The 22,792-nt window shown below is 37.6% G+C and carries 22 protein-coding genes; 15 read left to right on the top strand and 7 right to left on the bottom strand.

All coding sequences use genetic code 11. The features are described 5' to 3' along the window. Positions 1–9: 9 nt before the first annotated feature. On the bottom strand, positions 10–1,359 hold the full coding sequence (locus tag ACFIJJ_RS05950; protein WP_375646321.1) for a D-alanyl-D-alanine carboxypeptidase: 1,350 nt from the start codon (positions 1,357–1,359) through the stop codon (positions 10–12). 236 nt (positions 1,360–1,595) lie between these two features. Here ACFIJJ_RS05950 and clpS point away from each other — a divergent pair, with 236 nt between their 5' ends. Both clpS and clpA read left to right on the top strand, forming a co-directional pair. Continuing rightward, positions 1,596–1,967: an ATP-dependent Clp protease adapter ClpS gene (gene clpS, locus ACFIJJ_RS05945; RefSeq protein ID WP_375623667.1), complete on the top strand. Its 372-nt coding sequence runs from the start codon at positions 1,596–1,598 to the stop codon at positions 1,965–1,967. A gap of 6 nt (positions 1,968–1,973) precedes the next feature. Next, positions 1,974–4,325: an ATP-dependent Clp protease ATP-binding subunit ClpA gene (gene clpA, locus ACFIJJ_RS05940; protein WP_375623665.1), complete on the top strand. Its 2,352-nt coding sequence runs from the start codon at positions 1,974–1,976 to the stop codon at positions 4,323–4,325. A 7-nt stretch (positions 4,326–4,332) separates the two neighbouring features. Here the strand turns inward: clpA and ACFIJJ_RS05935 are convergent, their stop codons facing one another. Together ACFIJJ_RS05935 and ACFIJJ_RS05930 are read right to left on the bottom strand one after the other, a co-directional pair. After that, entirely contained in the window at positions 4,333–4,755 is a 423-nt protein-coding gene (locus ACFIJJ_RS05935; protein ID WP_375646320.1) for an HIT family protein, read from the bottom strand. A gap of 134 nt (positions 4,756–4,889) precedes the next feature. Then, a complete protein-coding gene (locus ACFIJJ_RS05930; protein WP_375607219.1) occupies positions 4,890–5,351 on the bottom strand; it encodes a RidA family protein in 462 nt (153 codons plus the stop codon). Between the two features lie 145 nt (positions 5,352–5,496). On the opposite strand from ACFIJJ_RS05930, the gene ACFIJJ_RS05925 reads away from it, so the two are divergent. The 13 genes from ACFIJJ_RS05925 to lpxB all read left to right on the top strand — a co-directional run bounded on the left by ACFIJJ_RS05925 (position 5,497) and on the right by lpxB (position 19,579). After that, positions 5,497–6,333 carry a cell envelope integrity EipB family protein gene (locus tag ACFIJJ_RS05925; protein WP_375623661.1) on the top strand — a complete coding sequence of 279 codons (837 nt, stop codon included), beginning with the start codon at positions 5,497–5,499 and terminating at the stop codon, positions 6,331–6,333. Positions 6,334–6,500: 167 nt separating this feature from the next. After that, complete coding sequence (gene rpsB, locus ACFIJJ_RS05920) at positions 6,501–7,280, top strand: 30S ribosomal protein S2 (protein WP_273788135.1); 780 nt, start codon at positions 6,501–6,503, stop codon at positions 7,278–7,280. A 102-nt stretch (positions 7,281–7,382) separates the two neighbouring features. Then, positions 7,383–8,306 carry a translation elongation factor Ts gene (tsf, locus tag ACFIJJ_RS05915; RefSeq protein WP_375623659.1) on the top strand — a complete coding sequence of 308 codons (924 nt, stop codon included), beginning with the start codon at positions 7,383–7,385 and terminating at the stop codon, positions 8,304–8,306. Between the two features lie 156 nt (positions 8,307–8,462). After that, positions 8,463–9,182, top strand: a complete 720-nt coding sequence (gene pyrH, locus ACFIJJ_RS05910) for a UMP kinase (protein WP_012755043.1) — start codon at positions 8,463–8,465, stop codon at positions 9,180–9,182. A gap of 37 nt (positions 9,183–9,219) precedes the next feature. Beyond that, on the top strand, positions 9,220–9,780 hold the full coding sequence (frr, locus tag ACFIJJ_RS05905; RefSeq protein ID WP_012755044.1) for a ribosome recycling factor: 561 nt from the start codon (positions 9,220–9,222) through the stop codon (positions 9,778–9,780). Between the two features lie 725 nt (positions 9,781–10,505). Further along, a complete protein-coding gene (locus tag ACFIJJ_RS05900; protein WP_375623656.1) occupies positions 10,506–11,321 on the top strand; it encodes a phosphatidate cytidylyltransferase in 816 nt (271 codons plus the stop codon). A 15-nt stretch (positions 11,322–11,336) separates the two neighbouring features. Beyond that, the gene (locus ACFIJJ_RS05895) at positions 11,337–12,485 is read left to right on the top strand and encodes an RIP metalloprotease (protein WP_375646319.1); all 1,149 of its coding nucleotides are present in this window, start codon (positions 11,337–11,339) and stop codon (positions 12,483–12,485) included. Positions 12,486–12,688: 203 nt separating this feature from the next. Then, positions 12,689–15,085 (top strand): outer membrane protein assembly factor BamA, encoded by a 2,397-nt coding sequence (bamA, locus tag ACFIJJ_RS05890; RefSeq protein ID WP_375623652.1) that lies wholly within the window; start codon positions 12,689–12,691, stop codon positions 15,083–15,085. Positions 15,086–15,150: 65 nt separating this feature from the next. Beyond that, positions 15,151–16,197: a UDP-3-O-(3-hydroxymyristoyl)glucosamine N-acyltransferase gene (gene lpxD, locus ACFIJJ_RS05885; RefSeq protein WP_375623650.1), complete on the top strand. Its 1,047-nt coding sequence runs from the start codon at positions 15,151–15,153 to the stop codon at positions 16,195–16,197. A gap of 1 nt (position 16,198) precedes the next feature. Beyond that, positions 16,199–16,666, top strand: coding sequence for a 3-hydroxyacyl-ACP dehydratase FabZ (fabZ, locus tag ACFIJJ_RS05880; RefSeq protein ID WP_375623648.1), 468 nt, complete (start codon positions 16,199–16,201; stop codon positions 16,664–16,666). A 24-nt stretch (positions 16,667–16,690) separates the two neighbouring features. After that, entirely contained in the window at positions 16,691–17,515 is an 825-nt protein-coding gene (gene lpxA / locus ACFIJJ_RS05875; protein WP_375623646.1) for an acyl-ACP--UDP-N-acetylglucosamine O-acyltransferase, read from the top strand. Between the two features lie 2 nt (positions 17,516–17,517). Beyond that, the gene (locus tag ACFIJJ_RS05870) at positions 17,518–18,390 is read left to right on the top strand and encodes an LpxI family protein (protein ID WP_375646317.1); all 873 of its coding nucleotides are present in this window, start codon (positions 17,518–17,520) and stop codon (positions 18,388–18,390) included. Beyond that, the gene (lpxB, locus tag ACFIJJ_RS05865; RefSeq protein WP_375623642.1) at positions 18,383–19,579 is read left to right on the top strand and encodes a lipid-A-disaccharide synthase; all 1,197 of its coding nucleotides are present in this window, start codon (positions 18,383–18,385) and stop codon (positions 19,577–19,579) included. Before ACFIJJ_RS05870 ends, lpxB begins: the two co-directional genes overlap by 8 nt. Positions 19,580–19,599: 20 nt before the next feature. Here the strand turns inward: lpxB and ACFIJJ_RS05860 are convergent, their stop codons facing one another. From ACFIJJ_RS05860 to ACFIJJ_RS05845, 4 genes are all read right to left on the bottom strand, one after another. After that, positions 19,600–20,373, bottom strand: coding sequence for an amino acid ABC transporter ATP-binding protein (locus ACFIJJ_RS05860; RefSeq protein WP_375646316.1), 774 nt, complete (start codon positions 20,371–20,373; stop codon positions 19,600–19,602). An 80-nt stretch (positions 20,374–20,453) separates the two neighbouring features. Further along, on the bottom strand, positions 20,454–21,161 hold the full coding sequence (locus ACFIJJ_RS05855) for an ABC transporter permease (protein WP_375646315.1): 708 nt from the start codon (positions 21,159–21,161) through the stop codon (positions 20,454–20,456). Next, positions 21,158–21,880, bottom strand: a complete 723-nt coding sequence (locus tag ACFIJJ_RS05850) for an ABC transporter permease (RefSeq protein WP_375646314.1) — start codon at positions 21,878–21,880, stop codon at positions 21,158–21,160. The genes ACFIJJ_RS05855 and ACFIJJ_RS05850 overlap by 4 nt, the downstream gene beginning before the upstream one ends. A 79-nt stretch (positions 21,881–21,959) precedes the next feature. Beyond that, positions 21,960–22,712 carry a transporter substrate-binding domain-containing protein gene (locus ACFIJJ_RS05845; protein ID WP_375646313.1) on the bottom strand — a complete coding sequence of 251 codons (753 nt, stop codon included), beginning with the start codon at positions 22,710–22,712 and terminating at the stop codon, positions 21,960–21,962. Positions 22,713–22,792: the final 80 nt, after the last annotated feature.

The raw sequence follows: 22,792 nt of genomic DNA, 5'->3' as shown, positions 1-22,792 counted from the left end.
CAAAAACTTTTAGTAGGCTACAGTATAGCAGTTAAAATTTGCTTTCTTTAATGTAGAACAAGCATCAAATGCAGCTTTTTTTGATTGAAACCCTGTAAAGCGCGCTCGGTAATAACGCTGCCCATTTTTTTCAAACAGTTGCATATGTGAAGATGCGTGCTTTAAAATGGAAAAAGCTGTATTTTTTGCTTTTAAAAGTAGAGTTTTTGCTTGTTCTTCACTAGGAAGAGAACCAATTTGGATAGCCCATCCAGCATTTTCGGACAAAGAGGCTGTTACAATTTTATGAGTCTCAACCGGTGTAGTTTTTTGAGGGTTCGGTATTGGTATAATTACCTTATTTACAGCCGTTATTGCGATATTGGAGTTTTTAGGTTGTTCTGCAAATGCTGTCAACATAGTCGAAATTTCATCGTCAAAATTACTTGAATCATCTTTAATGGTTGGTATCGGAGTATTGGCGCCAGTGGGTAAGTGATAACGTACAGAAGCTATTAAACGTTCACCACTTTTCATTTGGCTTGCTTGGGGCAAATATTGATTCAATAAGCTAGCCATATGTTCGTCACGTGCAGTAGATGATTTGCCTCCCATAACAACAGCGACAATAGAGCGCCCCTCAAGACGCATCGAAGTTGCTAAATTAGAACCTGACATTTGTGTGTATCCTGTTTTAATTCCATCGACACCTTTCATTATTTTTACGAGTTTATTGTGGCTGTTAATCGTATGTCCACGAAAATTAAAACTTTTTGTTTTGAACAATTTATATTGTTTTGGAAAATGTTTACGTAAAGCTAATGACAAAGTCGCTATATCTCGTGCTGTAGAATAATTGCGCACATCCGGAAGTCCTGAAGCATTTGCAAAATGTGTATGTTTCATGCCAAGTTTACGAGCTTTTGCTGTCATCATTTGAGCGAATTTTTTTTCACTACCTCCAAGATATTCTGCAATGGCAGCAGCAACATCATTTGCAGATCTTGTAATGAGTGCTTTAGCTGCTGCTTCAGCAGAAATTGTTTGGCCTGCTTTAAACCCAATTTTTGTCGGTGGACGCATTGCTGCATAATGAGAAACAGGAATTGGTGTGTTTGGTGTCACACGACGCATCTGCATAGCTTCAAAGAGGAGGTACAATGTCATCATTTTTGTTAAAGAAGCCGGATAACGTTTCAGTGTTGCATTGGCTTGAAATAGAGTTTTTCCCGTAGTAGCATCTATAACAATAGCCGCATACTTATCAGGATAGGCCCCTTGAGGCGTGGCTGATGCCCAACAGTAAGAAAAAGCTAACATAACAAAAGAAATTGCTATTGTTTTACAGTAGCGCATAATTTTTTGATAATTAATATACACTTGCAGTATCCTATTTCTCCATTTATCCTAAAAACTTCTATAAAGCTTCCTTTTCTGTAATTTGTTGATGTATTTTAGACGAATGGTATTACTAATTTGTTTACAGAAGTTATTTTATGAGCGAGTGATTGAAGTCTAACCATAGAGGGAAAATTTTTTTCTAATACAAATAGGTATTGCAATAGTTATGAAAGAATTTAAAATTAATAAAATAATGTGCAGCATGGAAAATGATAATGGAACAGACGCTTATAATAAACTCCATACCTCATATTATGCATAATGAAAAGGGCAAAAATTGGGATGAAGGTAGGCATGGTGCGGTTATAATACCTAAGGCTAGAGAAAAACTCGAAAAACCTAAATTATGTCGAGTTTTTTTGCTTAATGATGATTACACACCTATGGATTTTGTTGTTTTCGTTTTGAAGAACTTTTTTAAAAAAAGTTTCGAAGAGGCAACGCGGATAATGTTAAATGTTCATCACAATGGGATAGGAGAATGTGGAACTTATACTTATGAAGTCGCTGAAATGAAAATATTACAAGTGAGGGAATGTGCGCGTCAAAATGAACATCCGTTACAATGTGTAATGGAATGGAAGTGAGGAGCTATGCCATCTTTTACACCTAGTCTTGAAGAGGTTTTGCATCGTGCATTAACAATTGCCACTCAAGCACGGCATGAATATGCAACATTAGAGCATCTTCTCCTTGCGCTGTTAGATGATGCCGATGCAAATTCCGTTATTCAGGCTTGCCAAGTAGATGTGGAGGAATTACGAGAGCGTTTAACCAATTATCTTTGCTCAGAGTTAGATGAACAGATTAGAGCTGATGAAGATACAAAGCCTACAGCTTTTTTCCAGCGTGTTATCCAACGTGCGGTGATTCATGCACAATCAGCTGGAAAAGATGAAGTATCGGGAGCAAATGTTCTTGTTGCAATTTTTTCTGAACGTGAAAGCCATGCAGCATATTTTCTTCAAGAGATGGGAATGACACGCTATGATGCTGTACGTTTTATTTCACAGGGTGTCACGCGTGATGATGGATTATCCATGTTACTTGAAGGACTTGAAGAACAATTAGATCAGCAGATTTCGGATAATGGTGAAAGAGGAACAAGTGCTTTAACGAATTATTGTGTTGATCTCAATTGTAAAGCACGTAATGGAAAAATTGATTTATTAATTGGCCGTGAAATAGAAATTTCACGCATGATTCAGATTTTATGTCGAAGGTCAAAAAACAATCCGCTTTTGGTTGGTGATCCTGGAGTAGGGAAAACCGCTATAATTGAGGGACTGGCAAAGCGCATTGTTGATGGGCAAGTACCTGAAGTTTTATCAAATGCAACAATATTTTCTCTTGATATGGGGGGACTTGTTGCAGGTACACGTTATCGCGGTGATTTTGAAGAACGCTTAAAGCAAGTTATTAAAGAGTTTGAGCTGTATCCAGATGCTATTTTATTTATTGATGAAATTCATACCTTAATTGGAGCAGGAGCGACATTAGGGGGAAATATGGATGCAGCAAATCTTTTGAAACCTGTATTATCTTCTGGAACTATGCGATGTATTGGTTCGACGACTTACAGAGAATATCGCAAATTCTTTGAACAAGATCGTGCTTTAGAGCGTCGTTTTCAGAAGATTGATATTAATGAACCTTCTGTTACAGATGCGATTAAGATTTTGCAGGGGATGAAGCCTTACTTTGAAGATTTTCATCAGATTAAATATACAGATCAGGCGATGAAGGCATCTGTAGAATTATCTTCACGTTATATAATTGACCGTAAGTTACCTGACAAAGCAATTGATATTATTGATGAAAGTGGCGCAGCGCAAAAGCTTTTGCCACAAAAACAACGCAAGAAGAGTATAGGTGTTAAAGAAATTGAAGCGACTGTTGCTACAATTGCAAGAATTCCACCAAAAACAGTTTCTCGGAATGATCAGAAGATACTGAGTAAGCTTGAAAGAGAACTCAAACATGTTGTTTATGGTCAAGATCAGGCAATATCCGTCTTAGTTTCATCCATAAAATTGGCGCGAGCAGGTTTACGCGAACCGGATAAACCAATAGGAAGTTATTTATTTTCAGGGCCAACAGGTGTAGGAAAAACTGAAGTTGCAAAGCAGCTTGCATCATCTTTAGGCATTGAATTATTGCGCTTTGATATGTCAGAATATATGGAACGACATACGGTAGCACGTTTAATCGGAGCTCCTCCAGGTTATATAGGGTTTGATCAAGGAGGTCTCCTTACAGATGCTGTTGATCAGAAACCTCACGCAGTTCTATTGCTAGATGAGATTGAGAAAGCGCATCCAGAGTTATTTAATATTTTATTGCAGGTAATGGATTATGGTAGATTAACAGACCATAATGGTAAGAAAATTGATTTCCGCAATGTTATTTTGATTATGACAACCAATGCTGGTGCTTCAGATATGGCAAAATCAGCTATTGGATTTGGGAAAGTGCATCGTGATGGTGAGGATATAGAAGCAATCAATCGGTTCTTTACACCAGAATTTCGTAATCGGTTAGATGCAATTATTCCATTTGCACCTTTATCTCATTTAATCATCAATCAGATAGTGCAAAAATTTATTTTTCAGCTTGAAGCACAATTAGCTGATCGGGGAATTTGTTTTGAATTAAGCCCTTCTGCAACTTTATGGCTTTCCAATAAAGGATATGATTCTCAGATGGGAGCACGCCCATTAGGGCGCGTTATACAAGAATATATTAAAAAGCCATTAGCTGATGAAATTTTATTTGGAAAGTTACGCAATGGTGGTACCGTTCGCGTATTGACACAAAAATCAAATGGCAAAAAAGAAAGCTTACACTTAGAAATTTCATCTTCCGATATATCTGTAAGTTCAAAGAAAAGTAAAATAGAAAATTTTACAAAAAAGCGTGTAGGAAAAAAAAGCACAACAACTTAAGAGTGTGTTATAAAGCTGCACGAATTTTTTTTGCATTCTCTTCAAGTATTTCTGAAGGCGTTATCATATCATTATGAGGGGTAAGCTCTATTCCCTCCATACGTGGTATAATATGAAAATGGAGGTGATAGACGGTTTGTTGACTAGCTGCTTCATTAAATTGCATGACAGTTATGCCATCTGCATGAAAGGCTTTTTTGACAGCATTTGCAATTTTTTGAACAGCTTTAATAACAGGAAATAATGTTTCAGGATCTGCATCAAGTAAGTTTCTAGAGCCTTTTTTAGGAATGACCAGCGTATGACCTGGTGCTTGTGGCATGATATCCATAAATCCAATAACATCATCATCTTCGTAGACACGAATAGAAGGGATTTCATTGCGAATCAATTTAGCAAAAATATTGTTATTGTCATAAGCTTGTTTCATACAAATATTTCCTTTTATTGTAAGTTTAAGATTCTAATTTAAAAACGAAAGAATGCAAGGTTTATCAGAATGTAAGACAAAGAAGTATTTTGACTTCAGTTATATTTAGAATGGTGCACTGTCTTAATGAAGGTTTAGATTTCTATGATGGCTTCAACTTCTACAGGAACATCCATAGGAAGAGAAGCAACACCAATAGCAGAACGGGCGTGTTTTCCAATTTCACCAAGGATATTGACGAATAAATTAGAAGCTCCATTAGCAACAAAAGGAATATCGGTAAAATGAGAATCTACAGCCACAAAAACAGTAATTTTGACCACACGTTTTATTTTATTTAAGTCACCCAGAGTTGCCTTGAGTTGCGCGAGAATATTGAGAGCGCAAGCTTCGGATGCTTTTTGGGCTTGTTCGGTATTCACAGTTGCACCAACTTTACCAATGGCTATTGGTTTTCCATTAATAAGAGGGAGTTGTCCAGAAATAAAGAGTTGATTGCCACTTTGTGAAGTGGTGATGTAATTGGCAAGGGGGGAGATTACTTCAGGAAGAGTGATTCCGAATTTTTCTAAGTTTTTTTCAATCATATTGGTCATAATGTTAACTCCATAGCTGCTCTATAATATATTCATTGCATAATCTATTTTTTTATTTAAGAAAATGTGTGGTTAATTGAGAAATTAGCCTTTTTTGCCTTATTGTATGATGTTATGCAACGGGGATAAAGTTCGGAAGTTGGGAATGATTAGATCATTATTTATAATAATTTTATATAGTGTTTTTTTATGTACTGCGAGAGCTGAAGAGCCCATTTTTATTGTGCCTCATCGAGCAATTTATGATTTTCATCTCGATAGCGTTTCTCATGAAATGACAATTTCTGCGATGTCAGGGCGAATGGTTTACGAGCTTACTGGTTCGGCATGCCAAGGCTATAGCACACGTTTTCGTTTCATTAGCCGTGTTCACATTGAAGATATGCCAGTACGTTTGACGGATCAACAGACGACGAGTTATGAAACAGGAGATAGCCGTACATTTCGTTTTAATATTACAGATCAAGAGGGAGAAGAGGTTGTGCATCGTGCCGAGGGGGTTGCGGAGCGTACGCAAGATGGTATTACAGTTACCTTAAAAAAGCCAAAGGAAAAAGAGTATAAGCTTGCCATGGCTGAATTTCCAATGATGCAACTAAAAAATATTATCCGCCATGCAAAAGCAGGAGATCATTTTTACAATGTTACTGTATTTGATGGGACAAATAAAGCAGATAAAGTTATAAAAGAAAGTATCGTCATAGGGGAAAAGAAGACGCTTTTATCTGATAGCGAAACGGAAAAAGTAAGAAAATTGGATGAAGAAGAGTATTGGCCTGTTACAATTTCTTATTTTGATGATGGAGAAAATAAAGATGGTTTGCCGGTTTATCGTAGCAGTTTTCTCTTACATGAGAATGGTGTCATGCGTGATCTTCATATAGATTATGGAACTTTTTCAGTGCGTGCAAAATTGAACAGTCTCGAATTCTTGGAACTTGGAAAAGATCTTAATCAATGTGAAAATGCAAATATTAAATGATTAAAGAAAATAACTTGAAAAAGAATCAAATATTAGTATGTTTGCGCTATTCCACACGCGGAGTCTGGGTGTTTGCAAATGATCTGTGAGAAAATTCTAGCAAGCATCCGCCGGTAGCAGGTCTTCCTGCTTTTTCCGCGGAGGTTGAACCGGAAAGGATAATATTTATGGCACTACCCGATTTTACTATGCACCAGCTTTTAGAAGCCGGTGTGCATTTTGGTCACCAGACTCATCGCTGGAATCCCAAAATGACTCCCTATATTTATGGTCAGCGTAATAATATCCATATTATTGACCTTGCTCAGACCGTTCCGCTTTTACACCAAGCGCTTAAACTTGTTTCAGATACTGTAGCGCGTGGTGGTCGTATTCTCTTTGTTGGTACGAAACGGCAAGCATCTGACATTATCGCAGATGCGGCGAATCGTTCCGCCCAATATTACGTTAATGCACGTTGGCTTGGCGGTATGCTCACAAACTGGAAAACGATTTCCAATTCGATCCATCGTTTGCGAAAGCTTGATAAAATTCTTGCTGCTGAAGCGCAAGGCTTTACCAAAAAGGAACGTTTAAATCTTGAACGTGATCGTGAAAAGCTTAATCGTGCGCTTGGTGGTATTAAAGATATGGGTTCTGTTCCAGATCTTATCTTTGTTATCGATACGAATAAAGAAAATATTGCACTCCAAGAAGCAAAACGTTTAGGTATTCCAGTGATTGCTATTATTGATACCAATTGTGATCCTGATGACGTGACACATCCAATACCAGGGAACGACGATGCTTCACGTGCAATTTCTCTTTATTGCGATCTTTTTGCCCGTGCTGCTCTTGATGGTATTGCACGCCAGCAAGGAGCAATGGGTATCGATTTAGGAGCTCAAGTTGATGCACCTGTGGAACCTATTTTGGAAGAAAATGCAGTTTCAGAAGTTTCTGAATAATATAAAATGCCTAATTAAGGTACTTTTATTGTCTAAAGAAGAAGTTATAGGCGTGCAGAGGGATTTTGCACGCTTTCACTGTTACAAAATAAAGAGGCAAATATGAGCATTACTGCTGCACAAGTAAAAGAACTTCGAGAACTATCTGGCGCTGGCATGATGGACTGTAAAGCCGCTCTAGCAGAGACCAATGGAGATATGGAAGCTGCTGTTGATTGGCTTCGTAAAAAAGGAATAGCTAAAGCAGATAAAAAGGCTGGTCGTACAGCAGCTGAGGGATTAATCGGAGTCGTATCAAAAGATTCACATGCAGTTTTGATTGAGATTAATTCTGAAACAGATTTTGTTGCACGCAATGATGGATTCCAAGACATTGTGCGTAAAGTAGCAACTGCTGCCTTAGATACGCCAGGGGATGTTGAATCTGTTTCTGTTTCTCTTTATCCAGGCTCTGAGAAGACTGTAGAGCTTACAATTAAAGATGCAATTGGTACAATTGGCGAAAATATGACTTTTCGTCGTTCCGCTAAATTGTCTGTTGAGAATGGTGTTGTTGCGACTTATATACACAATAGTGTAGCTGATGGGCTTGGAAAACTTGGTGTTTTGGTTGCAATTGAAACGGCAGGAAATAAAGAAGCTGCTCTTGCTTTTGGACGGCAGGTCGCGATGCATATCGCCGCAACCAATCCATTAGCACTTACAGCACAAGATGTTGATGCTGCTGCTGTTGAACGTGAAAAAGCAATTTTTTCAGATCAAGCACGTCAGTCGGGAAAGCCTGAAAATATCATTGAAAAAATGGTAGAAGGACGTATGCGTAAGTTTTTTGAAGAGGTTGTTTTGCTTTCTCAAGCTTTTGTTATGAATCCTGATATGACTGTTGAAGCAGCTTTAAAAGACGCTGAGAAATCAATTGGTGCACCAGCAAAAATCACAGGCTTTATTCGTTTTGCGTTAGGTGAAGGTGTAGAAAAAGAGGAGTCTGATTTCGCTGCAGAGGTTGCGGCTGCTGCAAAGGGCTAGTTATTGCAAACTCTTGATCAGAGATTTAAAATGATATCGTTGGTTGTAGAATTTCTGATGAGAACAATATAATTGTTGAAAGGGCGTCACGTGAAAAAAGTGGTGCCCTTCGTGGTGTCAAAAGCGAAAATAAATGTGCTTTTGGGGAGATTATGAATGGCATTAGCACTTCCGTATAAACGTATACTTTTAAAGGCTTCTGGTGAAGCTCTTATGGGGGGGCAGAGTTTTGGTATTGATGTTTCTGTTGTAGACCGTATCGCAGCCGATATTGCAGAAGTGCGCACAATGGGGATAGAAGTTGCGGTTGTTATCGGAGGGGGAAATATTTTTCGTGGCGTTGCTGTTGCTTCACATGGTGGGGACCGAGTGACAGGTGATCATATGGGAATGCTTGCAACTGCTATTAACTCTTTAGCATTGCGAACATCTTTGACAAAATTAGGGGTTGAAACTGTTGTACTCTCTGCGATTGCTATGCCACAAATTTGTGAAAGTTTCTCGCAACGTAAAGCAATAGCTTATATGAATCAGGGAAAAGTCGTTATTTTTGCAGGCGGTACAGGAAATCCATTTTTTACCACTGATTCTGCTGCTACTTTACGTGCAGCTGAAATTGGTGCGGATGTCCTTCTTAAAGGAACACAAGTTGATGGTATTTATTCAGCAGATCCCAAAATAGACCCTACGGCTAAACGTTTTGACCAATTAACACATGTTGAAGTTTTGCAATGGGGATTATCTGTTATGGATTCAACGGCGGTCACTTTAGCACGTGAGAACAATGTCCCGATTATTGTGTATTCCATTCATGAAAAAGGTGGTTTGGCTAAGGTCTTGAATGGAACAGGACGCTTTACAATAGTATCGGAATAAGGGTAAGCTTCAAAGGACAATTGAAGGAGACAGAAATATGAATGTTACATCAATTATGGATGATCTGAAACGTCGCATGGATGGTGCCATTACGGCTTTTAAACATGAGTTAGGTGGTTTGCGGACTGGACGTGCATCGGCCAGTTTATTAGAACCGTTGACTGTTGAATCTTATGGTTCTGTTGTGCATATAAATCAGGTTGCTAATATTTCTGTTCCCGAACCTCGGATGCTTTCGGTTTCTGTATGGGATAAGACGATGGTCGGAGCTGTAGAGCGCGCTATTCGCGATTCTGGTCTTGGTTTAAATCCCATAACTGATGGTACGAATCTACGTATTCCTTTGCCTGAGTTGAACGAAGAGCGCCGTAAAGAACTTGTAAAAATTGCGCATCACTATGCAGAGCAAGCGCGTGTTGCTACACGTCATGTTCGTCGGGATGGTATGGACAATTTAAAAAAGTTAGAAAAAGATGGTGAAATTGGACAAGATGAAGCCCATAGTTTATCTGAAAAAGTTCAAAAACTCACGGATGAAACTATTGCTGATATTGATAAAATTTTAGCCGTAAAAGAATCTGAAATTATGCACGTTTAAGACGATTTTGTCGCTAGAAAAAAGGATGTTATACTCCCAGCCTGTAAATTATTTCTAGGGATAATAGGAGGGGGGGCTCTGTGATAGCAAGGTGTGATGCAGGAAAGTGTTTTATCATTTTGATATGGGAGAGATTGATTTGAAAGTGCAGATGTTTTAATTTTTTTATCTGCGTGATAAATCATGCCCTTTGCTGAAGGACACTATTTAACAGCATAGTGTGGGCTTTTAGTTGAGTTCGTCTTTGTTAAACTGCATAATATAAAGTATTATTAGAAATTATTCAAAGATTCTAAGATAAAGGTTGCGGAAAGAATATAACGCAAAAAAATACGCCTAATATTTCTCATTATAAAACATGTGGGTATAATCGATCAAGAAGATGTTGTGTGGCGTAATTTGTTTTTTAATGACAAATAGTTGATAGAAAAGTGTTTTTATACGAAACCTGTATTAGTTAATTTGTATGGGGCATAGGTGGCTGCTTTTTCATTTTATATTTGAGAAAATATTAAAAAATATTTTAGGATTAATCTTGACAGAGATTTTTGAAGCTGTTTTCATTGATTATTAGTTTCATAAGCGCTATCTTAGTAGACTGAATTATTTATGATAAATTATAAGAGAAATTATACAGGTATGATATAAAAATACTGCGTAGGAGAGTTTTTCTTGCGTTAATTTTTAGAGCTTGTATTTTCTATTTTTATTGTTTGGATGTTGTTTTGTCTAATTTGGTTTATCGTATTCTGACAGCTTTTGTTTTTGGCGTTATTGCGTTGTATCTAACATGGTTGGGAGGAAACTTCTTTTTTTTATTTGTATGGTGTATTGGCGGTTTTGTTCTTTATGAGTGGATGAGTATTACTAAAGAAAAATGGTGTGTTTTACAAAAAATATTAGCAAGTATTTTTTATTTGATCTTTGGCTTTTTTTTAGTGTTGAGTGTATCTGCTTCATTAATTTTTTGTGTTTTAATCGTTTTGGCTACGGTGTTGGCTATCATATCTATAAAGAAGAGTGGTTGGGTTTTTTGTGGTTTTTTATATGCATCTTTTCCTGTTGTTGCTTTATGCTTTCTGCGGGATCATGAAATGTTGGGGTTCCAAGTCGTTATTTTCTTATTTACGATAGTGTGGGGAACAGATATTGGTGGTTATTTTATCGGACGTGCATTAGGGGGGCCTAAATTAGCACCACAATTTTCTCCTAATAAAACATGGTCAGGAGCACTTGGTGGTACATTTGTCGGAGTTTTCGGTGGTATATGGGTTGCTTTTGGATTTTTTGATATAAATTTAGCAAGTTTTTTTGTGCCGCTCCTTACACTTGTTTTATCAATTGTTTCACAATTGAGTGATTTAGGGCAATCATGGCTCAAAAGACGGTTTTCTGTTAAAGATTCTAGCTCTTTATTGCCTGGACATGGTGGTTTTATGGATCGTATAGACGGATTGGTAGGGGCGGCTTTTCTTCTTTATTTAATTGGTTCATTTATGTCTGATATGGATGCGCCTTTTAATCTTTTTAGTATGATCTAATTAGGAGAAGATAGTTTGGAACTTTTAAATCATATCGTCACTATGGGTGATTTTCTTTTAAGAAGTTTGAGTATTCTTTTCATCATTATGATTATCATTTTTGTGCACGAATTTGGGCATTATCTCATTGGTCGGTGGTGTGGTATTAAGGCGTTAGTTTTTTCGCTTGGATTTGGACCAGAGATAGCGAGTTATACAGATAAGCGTGGCACGAAGTGGCGTTTAGCACTTATCCCCTTAGGAGGTTATGTAAAATTTGTTGGGGATGAGGAGAAAATCGATACGGTATCATCCCAATCATCTCTGATTGTTGATGGTTCATTTGCGAGTGCGCATGCTTGGAAAAAAGCAGCAACTGTTTTTGCTGGTCCCCTTTTCAATGCCCTTTTTACTGTTGTTATTCTAACATTTTTTTTCTTTATCTATGGTCGTGTAGCCATTGAGCCCGTTGTTGGTTCTTTGGTAAAAGATAGCCCTGCTCTTCAATCTGGTTTGGAATTAGGTGATCGTTTTGTTGAAATGGATGGACGACGGGTTGAAAGTTTTGAAGATTTGATGAACTATGTGATTTTTCACGGAAGAGAACCCATAGAGTTTAAAATAGAACGCATGGGGCGAGTCTTTACAACAATGATTACCCCGAAAGTCGTTGAGCGAGATGATGGATTTGGTAATCGAACCCGAAGTGCTATGATAGGTGTAGGCGTTCCTGTTGATTTAAATAATCCTGCACGTTTAGATCCAACTTATATAAAACATATTCGCTATGGTTTTGTAACAGCTATAAGAGAAGCGTCAGACCGTACTGTGTTTATCGCCACTCAAACCGTTCTTTTTATGAGTCGTTTAATAGGAGGAAAAGAGGATCATTGTCGACTAAGTGGACCTTCTAAAACCGTTAAAATTGCTTGGAAAGTGAGCGAGACAGGTTTTATCTCTTTGTTGAACTTGGCAGCTTTTCTTTCAATAAGTGTTGGGCTTATTAATCTTTTTCCGATTCTACCGCTTGATGGTGGGCATCTTTTATTGCATGTCATTGAAGTCATTACTGGGAGGCAAATATCTGCTAAAATTCAGGGAATCATTTTTCGTTTAGGTTTTTCCATTCTTCTCCTTTTTATGATCTTTGTCTTTTTTAATGATTATTTTTGTTGGTTTAGCTAATTAAATTATGGAAAACGCTTTATAAATTGAGTAATAATAGCAAAAATAAATTGAAGGTTGTTTACCATGTCTACAAAATGTTGTGGCGTTGTACATTATAATGAGTAATTAAGGAATAAAAAGTCTCGCTGTAAAAAGGTTGTTATGGCAGTTAGCTTTTTAAGGCATCATGTCCAAGGAACAAGAGTAAGGTAAAAAAGCCAATGACTACGAATTCAAAGTTTTTAAATGCAGCATCTGTATTGGTGTTAAAGATGGGGTTGCTTGCCCCAGCAACGGTTTTTATGTCACTTGCTGCGGTCGGAGAAATACAAGCGTCTGTAGTCCGATCTATTGAAGTTCGTGGGAATAAGTTTGTAAGTTCTCAGGCGATTCGAGACAATATGGGGATTAAGGTTGGGCAAGGTGTTTCCAGTGGTGATGTTGATAGTGCTGTGAAGAACCTTTTCGAATTGGGTTTATTTTATGATGTTAAAATAAATCCGGTGGGTGATAAATTGGTTGTATTCGTAAAAGAATACGAGGTTGTCAATCAAATATTGTTTCAAGGAAATAAATCTTTTAAAGACCCAGATCTTAAGCGGTTTATTTCTTTAAAACCGAATGAGCCTTTTAATTCTGCTAAGCTTTCTGCTGATATAAATACAATTCGTGAAGCTTATAAAACTCTTGGTCGTAATAATATCACTGTTAATGTTCAAACGATTAACCTCGGAAAAGGGCGGGTTAATGTGGTATTTAATGTTGTTGAAGGGAAAAAAACAAAGATTGGTGATATCACTTTTAAGGGAAATAATGTCTTTGGAAGTCGCCGTTTGCGTGATGTGATTTCAACAAAAACTTCAGGAATTTTTTCGAAGTTGTTGGGAGGTGATGTTTATAGTGAAGAGCGCCTCGCTGTTGATGAAGAAGCTTTACGTCGCTTTTATTATAACCGTGGTTATGCAGATTTTCGTGTAGTCTCTTCTAAAGCAACTTTTGATGCGGCAAGCAATACGTATAAAATTTCTTTCGTTCTTGATGAGGGTGCGCTCTATAAAATTAGCGATATTCAGGTTGAAAGTGATGTTGATGGAATTGATGTTCAATCTGTAAAAAGGGTGCTTAAAACCCAGCCAGGTAATGTTTATAGTGCAGAGGATATTGAACAGTCTGTTGCAACTATTAATAACAAAGTTGCTGATTCGGGATATGCTTTTGCTAAAGTTGAACCGCGGGGAAATCGTAATTTAGCAAATCATACAATTTCAATTTTATATAATATTGAACAAGGTACACGTGCTTATATTCAACGTATTGATATACGTGGCAATGAGAAAACGCGTGATTACGTCATTCGCCGTGAGATTGATTTAAACGAAGGAGATGCTTACAATCAAACTTTATTACAGCGGGCAAAACGTCGTCTAGAAAGTTTAGGTTTCTTCAAAGCCGTTAATATTTCAATGGTTCCTACAGATCAATCTGACCAAGTTGTTTTGGTAATAGATGTCGTTGAAGCTTCAACAGGAGATCTCTCTCTTTCTGGAGGGTATACAACAGGGGGAACAAGTCCTGGTATGTCACTTGAAGTTTCTGTTACTGAACGTAATCTTGGGGGACGTGGTCAATATGTTCGTTTAGGATTAGGTGCGGGGCAAGAAAAATCTCGTAATTATAATTTATCATTTGTTGATCCTTATTTCTTAGGGTATCGTTTATCTGCTGGCGTTGATGTTTTTCGTAGTACTTATCGTGCTGATAAAGCCTATGATGTACGGCAGACAGGTGGATCGCTGCGGTTTTCGTTACCTATTAATAATCAATTATCTGCTAATGTAGCTTATTCTTATGTGCAGGAAGAATATGATTTTGGCGGAGAGTATGATTTTGACAAAGAGAGTGACATAATAGAATTATATGGGAAATATTCTGGTGCGATTGTTCAAGCTGCAAAACACAGCCCTTGGAAACGTTCATCAATTAGTTATGGTTTCACCTATAATACGATTGATGATATGAGATCTCCTCATGATGGATGGTACGTGCATCTTCTTCAGGAATATGCAGGGCTTGGTGGAAGTGCAAAGTTCTTAAAGACCACGGGTAAGGCGATGATGTACAAGACTCTTTCTGATCAGAAGGATATCGTTGGTTTGCTTTCCTTTGGGGGTGGTTATATCCACGGAATGGGCCGAGATGGTGTTCGTATTTTCGATATGTTTAAAGTAAATTCTGATATGATTCGAGGGTTCAAATATAATGGAATAGGTCCACGTCAGGTTTCCAGTAAGGGTGAGGTTTATTTCTTGGGGGGAACGACATATATGAATGCGACTGCTGAAGTCCAGTTTCCTATCCCTGTTGTGCCTGAAGGGTTCGGGTTGCGCGGTGCTTTATTTGCGGATATTGCTACGCTTTATGGCAATAATTATAAAGCCGTTTTTAAGGGTGAACCGTCTGTTACTAATACCAAAAGTGCTTGGCGTTCATCTGCAGGTGTGAGTTTGATGTGGGATTCTCCGTTTGGTCCTTTGCGTTTTGATTATGCTTGGCCAATAACGAAGCAGGAAGGTGATCGTTTGCAACAATTGAATTTTGGTATTTCTACGAAGTTCTGATTTGAGCGATTTTAAGAAGGAAAAACTTGAAGAGAATAGCTTAAGCTGGGAGAGAAAGTGTTTTGATGGCGGATACATTTTTTTTTACGCCGTCCCGACGATTGACAGTTGCAAATGCTGCTGAGTTGACGGGTGCAAAGCTTCTTAATCCAGAGTTTTCTCATAAAGTTATCAATACTCTTTCTTCACTTGAGAGTGCTGTGGAAGGTTCTCTTGTTTTTGTAGAGCATCGGAAGTTTTCTGATGCTTTACTGGACAGTTCTGCTGTTGCTGTTTTTTGTACGAATGAGATTGTTTTTAAAGTTCCCGAAACTATGGCAATTTTGGTGACATCCACACCACAGCGTGACTTTGCTCAGATTGGTCGTATTTTGTTTCCGGATTCTGTCAAGCCAATGCCTTGGTTGGGGCAGAAGGGGATTTCATCGCATGCGCATATTCATCCAACGGCTAAGTTGGCAGATGATGTGTGTATTGAAGCGGGAGCTGTTATTGGTAAAAATGTTGAGATTGGTGCAGGAACTCTTATTTCATCCACAGCTGTTATCGGTGAAAATTGCCGTATTGGGCGAGACTGCTATATTGCTCCTAAGGTCACAGTTCAGTGTTCTATAATAGGTGATAAGGTTCAGCTTTATCCTGGCGTTTGCATTGGGCAAGATGGTTTTGGTTATGTTGGAGGCGGGGCTGGAATCGAGAAAATTCCACAGCTTGGTCGTGTTATTATTGAGGATGGTGTAGAAGTTGGTGCGAACACGACAATTGATCGTGGGACATTTCAAGATACTGTTATTGGTGAAGGAAGCAAGATTGATAATCTTGTACAAATTGCCCACAATGTCAAAATTGGACGCTATTGTCTTATTGCCGCTCAATGTGGCATTGCGGGAAGTACATCTATAGGGGATATGTCTCAGCTTGGCGGAAGTGTGGGAGTAGCGGATCACATCATAATAGGTAAATCTGTTCAGATTGCTGCTCGTAGTGGTGTTATGAATGACATTCCGGATGGCGAAAAATGGGGAGGTAGTCCAGCGCGACCATTTAAACAATGGTTTCGTGAAGTAGCGGCGTTGCGCAGTATGGGAAAAGTTAAAAAGGAGAAACGCTGATATGATCAGCAGTGAAAAAACTAAAAACTTAGAGGCTGTCGATATTGAAAAGCTATTATCAATATTACCGCACCGTTATCCATTTTTATTGATTGATCGTATCGTTGATATTGATGGTGAACAAGAAGCGGTTGGTATTAAAAATATAACGATTAATGAGCCACATTTTACGGGACATTTTCCCGCAAAGCCTGTTATGCCTGGAGTTTTGATTTTAGAAGCTATGGCACAAACGGCAGGAGCAATAGCACTTTTAAATTTAGGCAATAAGCAAACAAATTTAGTTTACCTTATGACGGTTGATAATGCGAAATTTCGTAAGCCGGTTATACCTGGTGATCAGCTAAAGATCCATGTTCAGCTTTTGAAAAAAAGATCTGGTATGAGACGTTTTTCATGTGTTGCAAAAGTAGAAGATGTTCGCGTCGCTGAAGCAGAAATTGCTGCGATGATTGTCGAAGAAGCATAAACGATATTTGATGGGAATTTAAAAATGTCCGGTACGAAAATCCATCCAACTGCTCTTGTGGAGAAGGGAGCGCAGCTTGGTGAGAATGTACGCGTTGGACCATTTTGCCATATTAGTTCAGAGGCTGTTATTGGTGATGAATGTAGTTTGACAAGTCATGTTGTAATAATGGGAAAGACAACGTTAGGAGCCAAGAGTAAAGTATTTTCTCATGCTGTTTTGGGGGCAGATCCGCAAAATAATAAACATAAAGGAGGGGCTACAACTCTTTTTATTGGTAAGAATTGTACGATTCGTGAAGGTGTAACAATGCATAGGGGTTCCGATTCGAGTGTAGGAATGACAGTTGTTGGTGATAATTGCCAATTTTTTTGTTATGCGCATATCGCTCACGATTGTTATGTAGGCAATCATGTAACATTTGCCAATAACGCAATGATTGCTGGTCATGTTACTGTTGGTGATTATGTGATTATTGGTGGTGGTGCTGCTGTTCATCAATTTGTTCGTGTTGGACATCATGCATTTATCGGCGGCGTATCTGCGCTGGTTGGTGATCTGATACCTTATGGAACAGCTGTTGGTGTGCAGGCAAAACTTGCCGGCCTCAATATTATTGGCATGAAGCGTGCAGGACTTGAGCGTCAAGATATTCATGCACTCCGTCATGCGGTTGCGATGCTTTTTGATCATAGCAAACCATTTAAAGAGCGTGTCAGTGATGTTGCTTCTTTCTATTCTTCTTCTCAGTCTGTTTCTGAAGTTGTTAATTTTATTAAAGAAGAAGGAAAGCGTTTTTATTGTACACCAAAATTTGAAGGCGATAGAATAAAAGAATATAAGGATTAAAAATGCCTATTCGGGGAGCCAGAAGTTTTCTTTCCGGCCGTACTGCTATTATAGCAGGAAATGGTGTTCTACCGATTACTGTTGCGCAGACTCTTGAGAAGAATGGAGAAAATCCTTTTCTTGTGCTGTTACATGGTGAGGCAGATTCTGTTCTTTATCGCTATGAGCATTGCGAGCTATCAATTGTAGAGTTAGCACGACTCGTTAAAATTTTAAAAGAGGCTGGTGTATATAATGTTGTTTTGGCAGGTGGTGTGAAAAAGCGTCCACTTCTTAAACAATTGCGACTGGACTGGACAACATTTTTAGCTCTTCCTAAGTTAATTGGAGCTTTGAGGAGGGGAGATGATGCGTTATTAAAAGCTTTTATACGGATTATTGAAGCGCACGGTTTTTGTGTTGTTGGTGCTCACGAAATAGTACCAGATCTTTTAGCTCCCATAGAATTTAATTTAACAGTACGGTGTGCTACTTCAAAAGAGAAAAAAGATATTTTTTTAGCAGCAAAAGCAGCAAAGCTTTTAGGGCAATTGGATATTGGGCAAGCCGTTGTTGTTGTCCAAGGAAGGGTAGTTGCTCTGGAGGGCGCTGAGGGAACTGATAATATGTTGTGGCGTGTTTGTGAAATGCGAGAAAGAGGGCAAATTCCCTCTAAAGGTGGCGTTCTTGTAAAATGTGCAAAACCACAACAGGATAATCGCGTTGATTTGCCATCAATTGGGCCCGCGACAATAATGAATATTGCAAAGAGTGGTTTATCTGGTGTTGCGGTGGAGGCAAATAGAAGTCTAATATTATCGGTGAAAACAACAATAGAAAAAGCCAACAAATATTCTCTATTTATAGAGACATTTGAAAAGTTTGGTCATGAATAATTGTTTCTTAAAGATTGCAGTGGTTTCAGGTGAAGAATCTGGTGATTTACTTGGGGCCGATTTAATTTCTTGTTTATCACAACAGATAGGATGCAATATTCATTTGATTGGTGTTGGGGGGAGGCATTTAAAGGCATTAGGTTTAAAAAGCTTTTTTGATTCCCATGATATTGCTTTAATAGGTTTAAAGGAAGTATTGAAAAAACTACCATTGTTATTGCTACATATTCGCAATTTATCCAAATTTATTGCACAAGAACAACCTGATTGTTTAATTATTATTGATAGTCCTGATTTCACGCATCGTGTTGCAAAAAAAGTACGTGCTTTAGCACCTTCTATTCCTATCATTAAATATATTGCACCAACCGTTTGGGCATGGAGACCAGAGCGTGCAAAAGCTATGTGTGGATTTGTTGATCATATTTTAGCGGTTTTTCCTTTTGAAGAAAAGATTATGCAAGATTTGGGAGGTCCTGCCACGACCTATGTTGGACATCGTCTTTTGACATATCCTCCCCTTTTGAGCGTTCAGTCAGAAAAAAAACACCAATTAGAACAAAGAAATTTGATTGATACACAAACATTATCACCTACATTGGTTATTTTGCCAGGATCACGCAATTCAGAAATTCATTCTTTAATGCCTATTTTTCGAGAAACAGTAGAGATTCTTGTACAACGTATTCCTCATTTACGTATTATTTTACCAACCCTACCTCATTTGGTAGATAGAATCCGTGACTTTGTGCAATGCTGGAAAAGCAAGATAGAAATTGTCGTTGGTGAAGATGAAAAATGGCGTGCTTTTGCACAAGCAGATGTTGCTCTTGCTGCACATGGAACTGTTTCACTTGAATTAGCCTTAGCAAAAATTCCTATGGTTCTTTGCTATAAACTTGATCGCTTTTCTAAATTATTTATTTTTCCTAAAATGATGTTATGGAGTGCTGCTCTTCCAAACATTATTGCTGATAAGCCTATTGTTTCGGAATATTTGAATGAATTAATCCGTCCTGGCATGTTAGCAAGACAAGTAGAACAACTTTTGGCTAATCCTTTATTGCGACAGGCTCAACTTGATTCCTTTGAGATGGTAGAACAGAAAATGAAAACTGAAGTACCATCGGGGGTTGTTGGTGCACAAACAATTATTACTCTTTTAAAAAATAGGAATAAAATTGTATAAATAAAGCAATATGTTAATGATTAATATTTAATTTTAGCAAGAAAATCACAAGCACGTTGGCTTTTAGGATTGGTAAAAAATTGTTCAGATTCTGTATCTTCAACAATTTTTCCATTTTCTAGAAAGAGTATTCTTTCTGAGACTTTACGTGCGAAGCCCATTTCATGGGTAACACAAAGCATTGTAATTCCTGTATCTGCCAATCGAGCCATCACGTCCAAAACTTCTCCCACACTTTCTGGATCAAGAGCAGAGGTTGGTTCATCAAAAAGCATGACTTCAGGTTCCATACAAAGTGCACGGGCAATCGCAACACGTTGTTGTTGCCCACCAGAAAGTTGTAAAGGATATTTTTCACAGTGTTTTTCAATACCAACATGCGTTAAGTAACGAATTGCCCGTTCTTGTGCTTGTTGTTTGGACAGCCCTTGAACTGTCATAGGTGCTAAAATACAATTTTGTATAACGCTCATGTGGGGAAATAAATTAAAATTCTGAAAGACCATTCCTATCTTACGAAGAACATTTTTTTGCTGTTGTACAGGAGCAGTATGGATATCAACGTTATGGATACAGATTGAACCTTTTTGTGCTTGTTCTAATTGATTAATACAACGAATTAATGTTGATTTTCCTGATCCGGAAGGTCCACAAATAACGATATGTTCACCAGTTTGAACATTAAGGTTGATATCATGTAGGACCTGAAAGTTTCCATACCATTTATTGAGGTTTCGAATAGAGATCACTGGGTTTTTACTGGGAGAGATCGATTTATTATTTTTCAAATTCATCTTATTTTATTCTTTCATTGATGAAGAACTTGATTAATTCAACATTTTGGTTTGGTAAAGTTTTTTTATGATCATTTTATTTAGCGTAAATATCGAGTGAGGCGCTGTTCGATAAAAATAATAAAACGATGAATGAGTTCAACGATAAAGAGATAGATAAGAGCAGCCCAAACGTAAACTTGAAAATCAAAAGTCCGTGAATAAGTGAGTTTAGCAACCCCCATTAAATCATAAACAGTAATAAGTGAGGCAACAGCACTGGATTTAATCATTAAAATCAACTCATTTCCTAGGGGGCGTAATGCTACAATCATTGCTTGTGGAAGAATAACTCTAAAAAATGTGACAGAGTCACTTAAACCTAAAGCTTTTGATGCTTCACGTTGTCCAGTTGTTACGGATAAAAAACTTCCTTTAAAGATCTCAGATTGATAGGCCGCAGAATTGAGTGTAAAAATAAAAAGACAACAATACCACGCGTTTTGAAAAAACCACCATAGTCCCACCTGTTGCCAAAAACTATTCATTGACCCAAGCCCATAATAAAAAAGAAAGAGTTGAGCTAATAAAGGAGAGCCGCGGAAAAAATAGACATAAGCATTTGCAAAATATTGTAAAAATGTATTCTTTGATAGACGAGCAAAAGCGATAAGCATACCAAGAAAAAGACCTAGAGAACAAGAGATAGAAACAAGCTCAACAGTAACAATAAAGCCATTAATAAATTTGGGTCCATAATGGCTTAAAAGATCAGGATTAAAAAGGAAATAAAGCCACTCAGGAATCATTGACCTAGCACCTTTTTATAGCCTATTTGAGTGTATGTTTCCAAATGGCGTAAGATTGCAGTAAAAACCGCTGAAAATAACAAATAGAGTAAGCATGCTACAAAATAAAATAGCATGGGTTTATTGGTAGCAGCGACAGCTAAATTCGTTTGTCGCATGAGGTCAACAAGCGCGATTGTAGAAACAAGGGATGTATCTTTCAGTAAAGTAAGCCAATTATTAGAAAGTCCTGGTAAGGCATTTCGGATGAGCTGAGGAAAGACAATACGAAAAAATGTGGTTGTTCGTGAAAGGCCTAAAGCTTTAGCCGCTTCGTATTGACCTTTATCAAAAATATTAAATGCTCCAAGCCAAACTTCACAAGAAAAAGCTGCAAGAACCATACTAAGAGCAAGAACACCAGCAACAAAAGCATTGATACTGAACATGATTTCAAAATTAAAATAGTCAAATAAATTTTGAATAAGGCTTTGTAATCCGTAGTAAACTAAAAACAGAGTTAAAAGCTCTGGTAATCCACGAAACACCGTTGAAAAGAGACGTGCTAGAGCTTTAGCTATCTTAATATTGGATCGAATCATTACTGCATTGAGAAGTCCTAGAGGAAATCCTAGAAGGCCACAACATAACGCCAATGACAATGTCATTCCTGCACTGGAAAGTATAACAGCTCCCCATCCCCCATTGCTAAATGATAGCAATGCTAAATTTTCAATCATTCTTGTGTTCCTCATGAAAGAGTTAGATAATATTTTTTAGCAATAACCAACGGGTTTCATTTAAATATCATATTGATATTTAATAAACATCACTTGTAAAATATTTTCTCATAATTTTCTCATAAGTTCCATCCAAACGAATTTCTTTTAGCGCCTCATTGAGCTTATTTTTAAGATCATTATTATTTTGACGGACTGCAATTGCAACAGGAAATCTTGTTTCATCTAGAGTTCCTAGGAGGAAACAGCAATCTTTTCCTTCATTTTTAAGCCAATTTAATGCTTGTAATTTATCAACAATAATCACATCAAGTCGATGATTTAAAAGATCACGATTAACTTCGATTGTGGAAGGATAGAGTTTTATTTTCACCTCTTCAGAGGCATAATGATCTTCTGCATAGAAAGCTTGTGTTGTATTGGATTGCACACCAAGATTTTTACCTCTAAAATCTTTTGTCGAGATTTCTTTAATTCCCGAAGCTTTGGTAACAATAACAGCCAGTGCTGTATTGTAGTAAGGATCTGTGAAGTCAATTTTTTGTAAGCGATCTTGTGTGAGAGAGAGGGAAGCAATGATAGCATCATATTTTTTTGCAATAAGTCCAGGGATCATTCCCTCGAAGTCTTGTGTGACAATAGTACATTCAATATTCATTTTTTTACAAAGTGCGTAAGATATATCAATATCAAATCCTTGCAGTTTGTTATTTGAGTCAATATAACTGAAGGGAGGATAGGTGCCTTCACTCGCAATTTTTAATGTTTTCGCATCAGCCAATTGGGTGAATAGTGCAGCGCTTATTATAAGAGCTCCAGCTAATAGTTTCATGATGTTCTCCTATTGGATAAGCGGGCAATATGAAATCATTATGTTTTTATAATCTGTAAGCTTTTTGGGAGCAATTCAAA

The sequence above is a fragment of the Bartonella sp. TT29SHDZB genome (genome assembly GCF_042193395.1).
GTDB lineage: Bacteria > Pseudomonadota > Alphaproteobacteria > Rhizobiales > Rhizobiaceae > Bartonella.
Note: the sequence above shows the minus strand (reverse complement) of the source record. Positions and strands in the feature narration are given on the sequence as shown.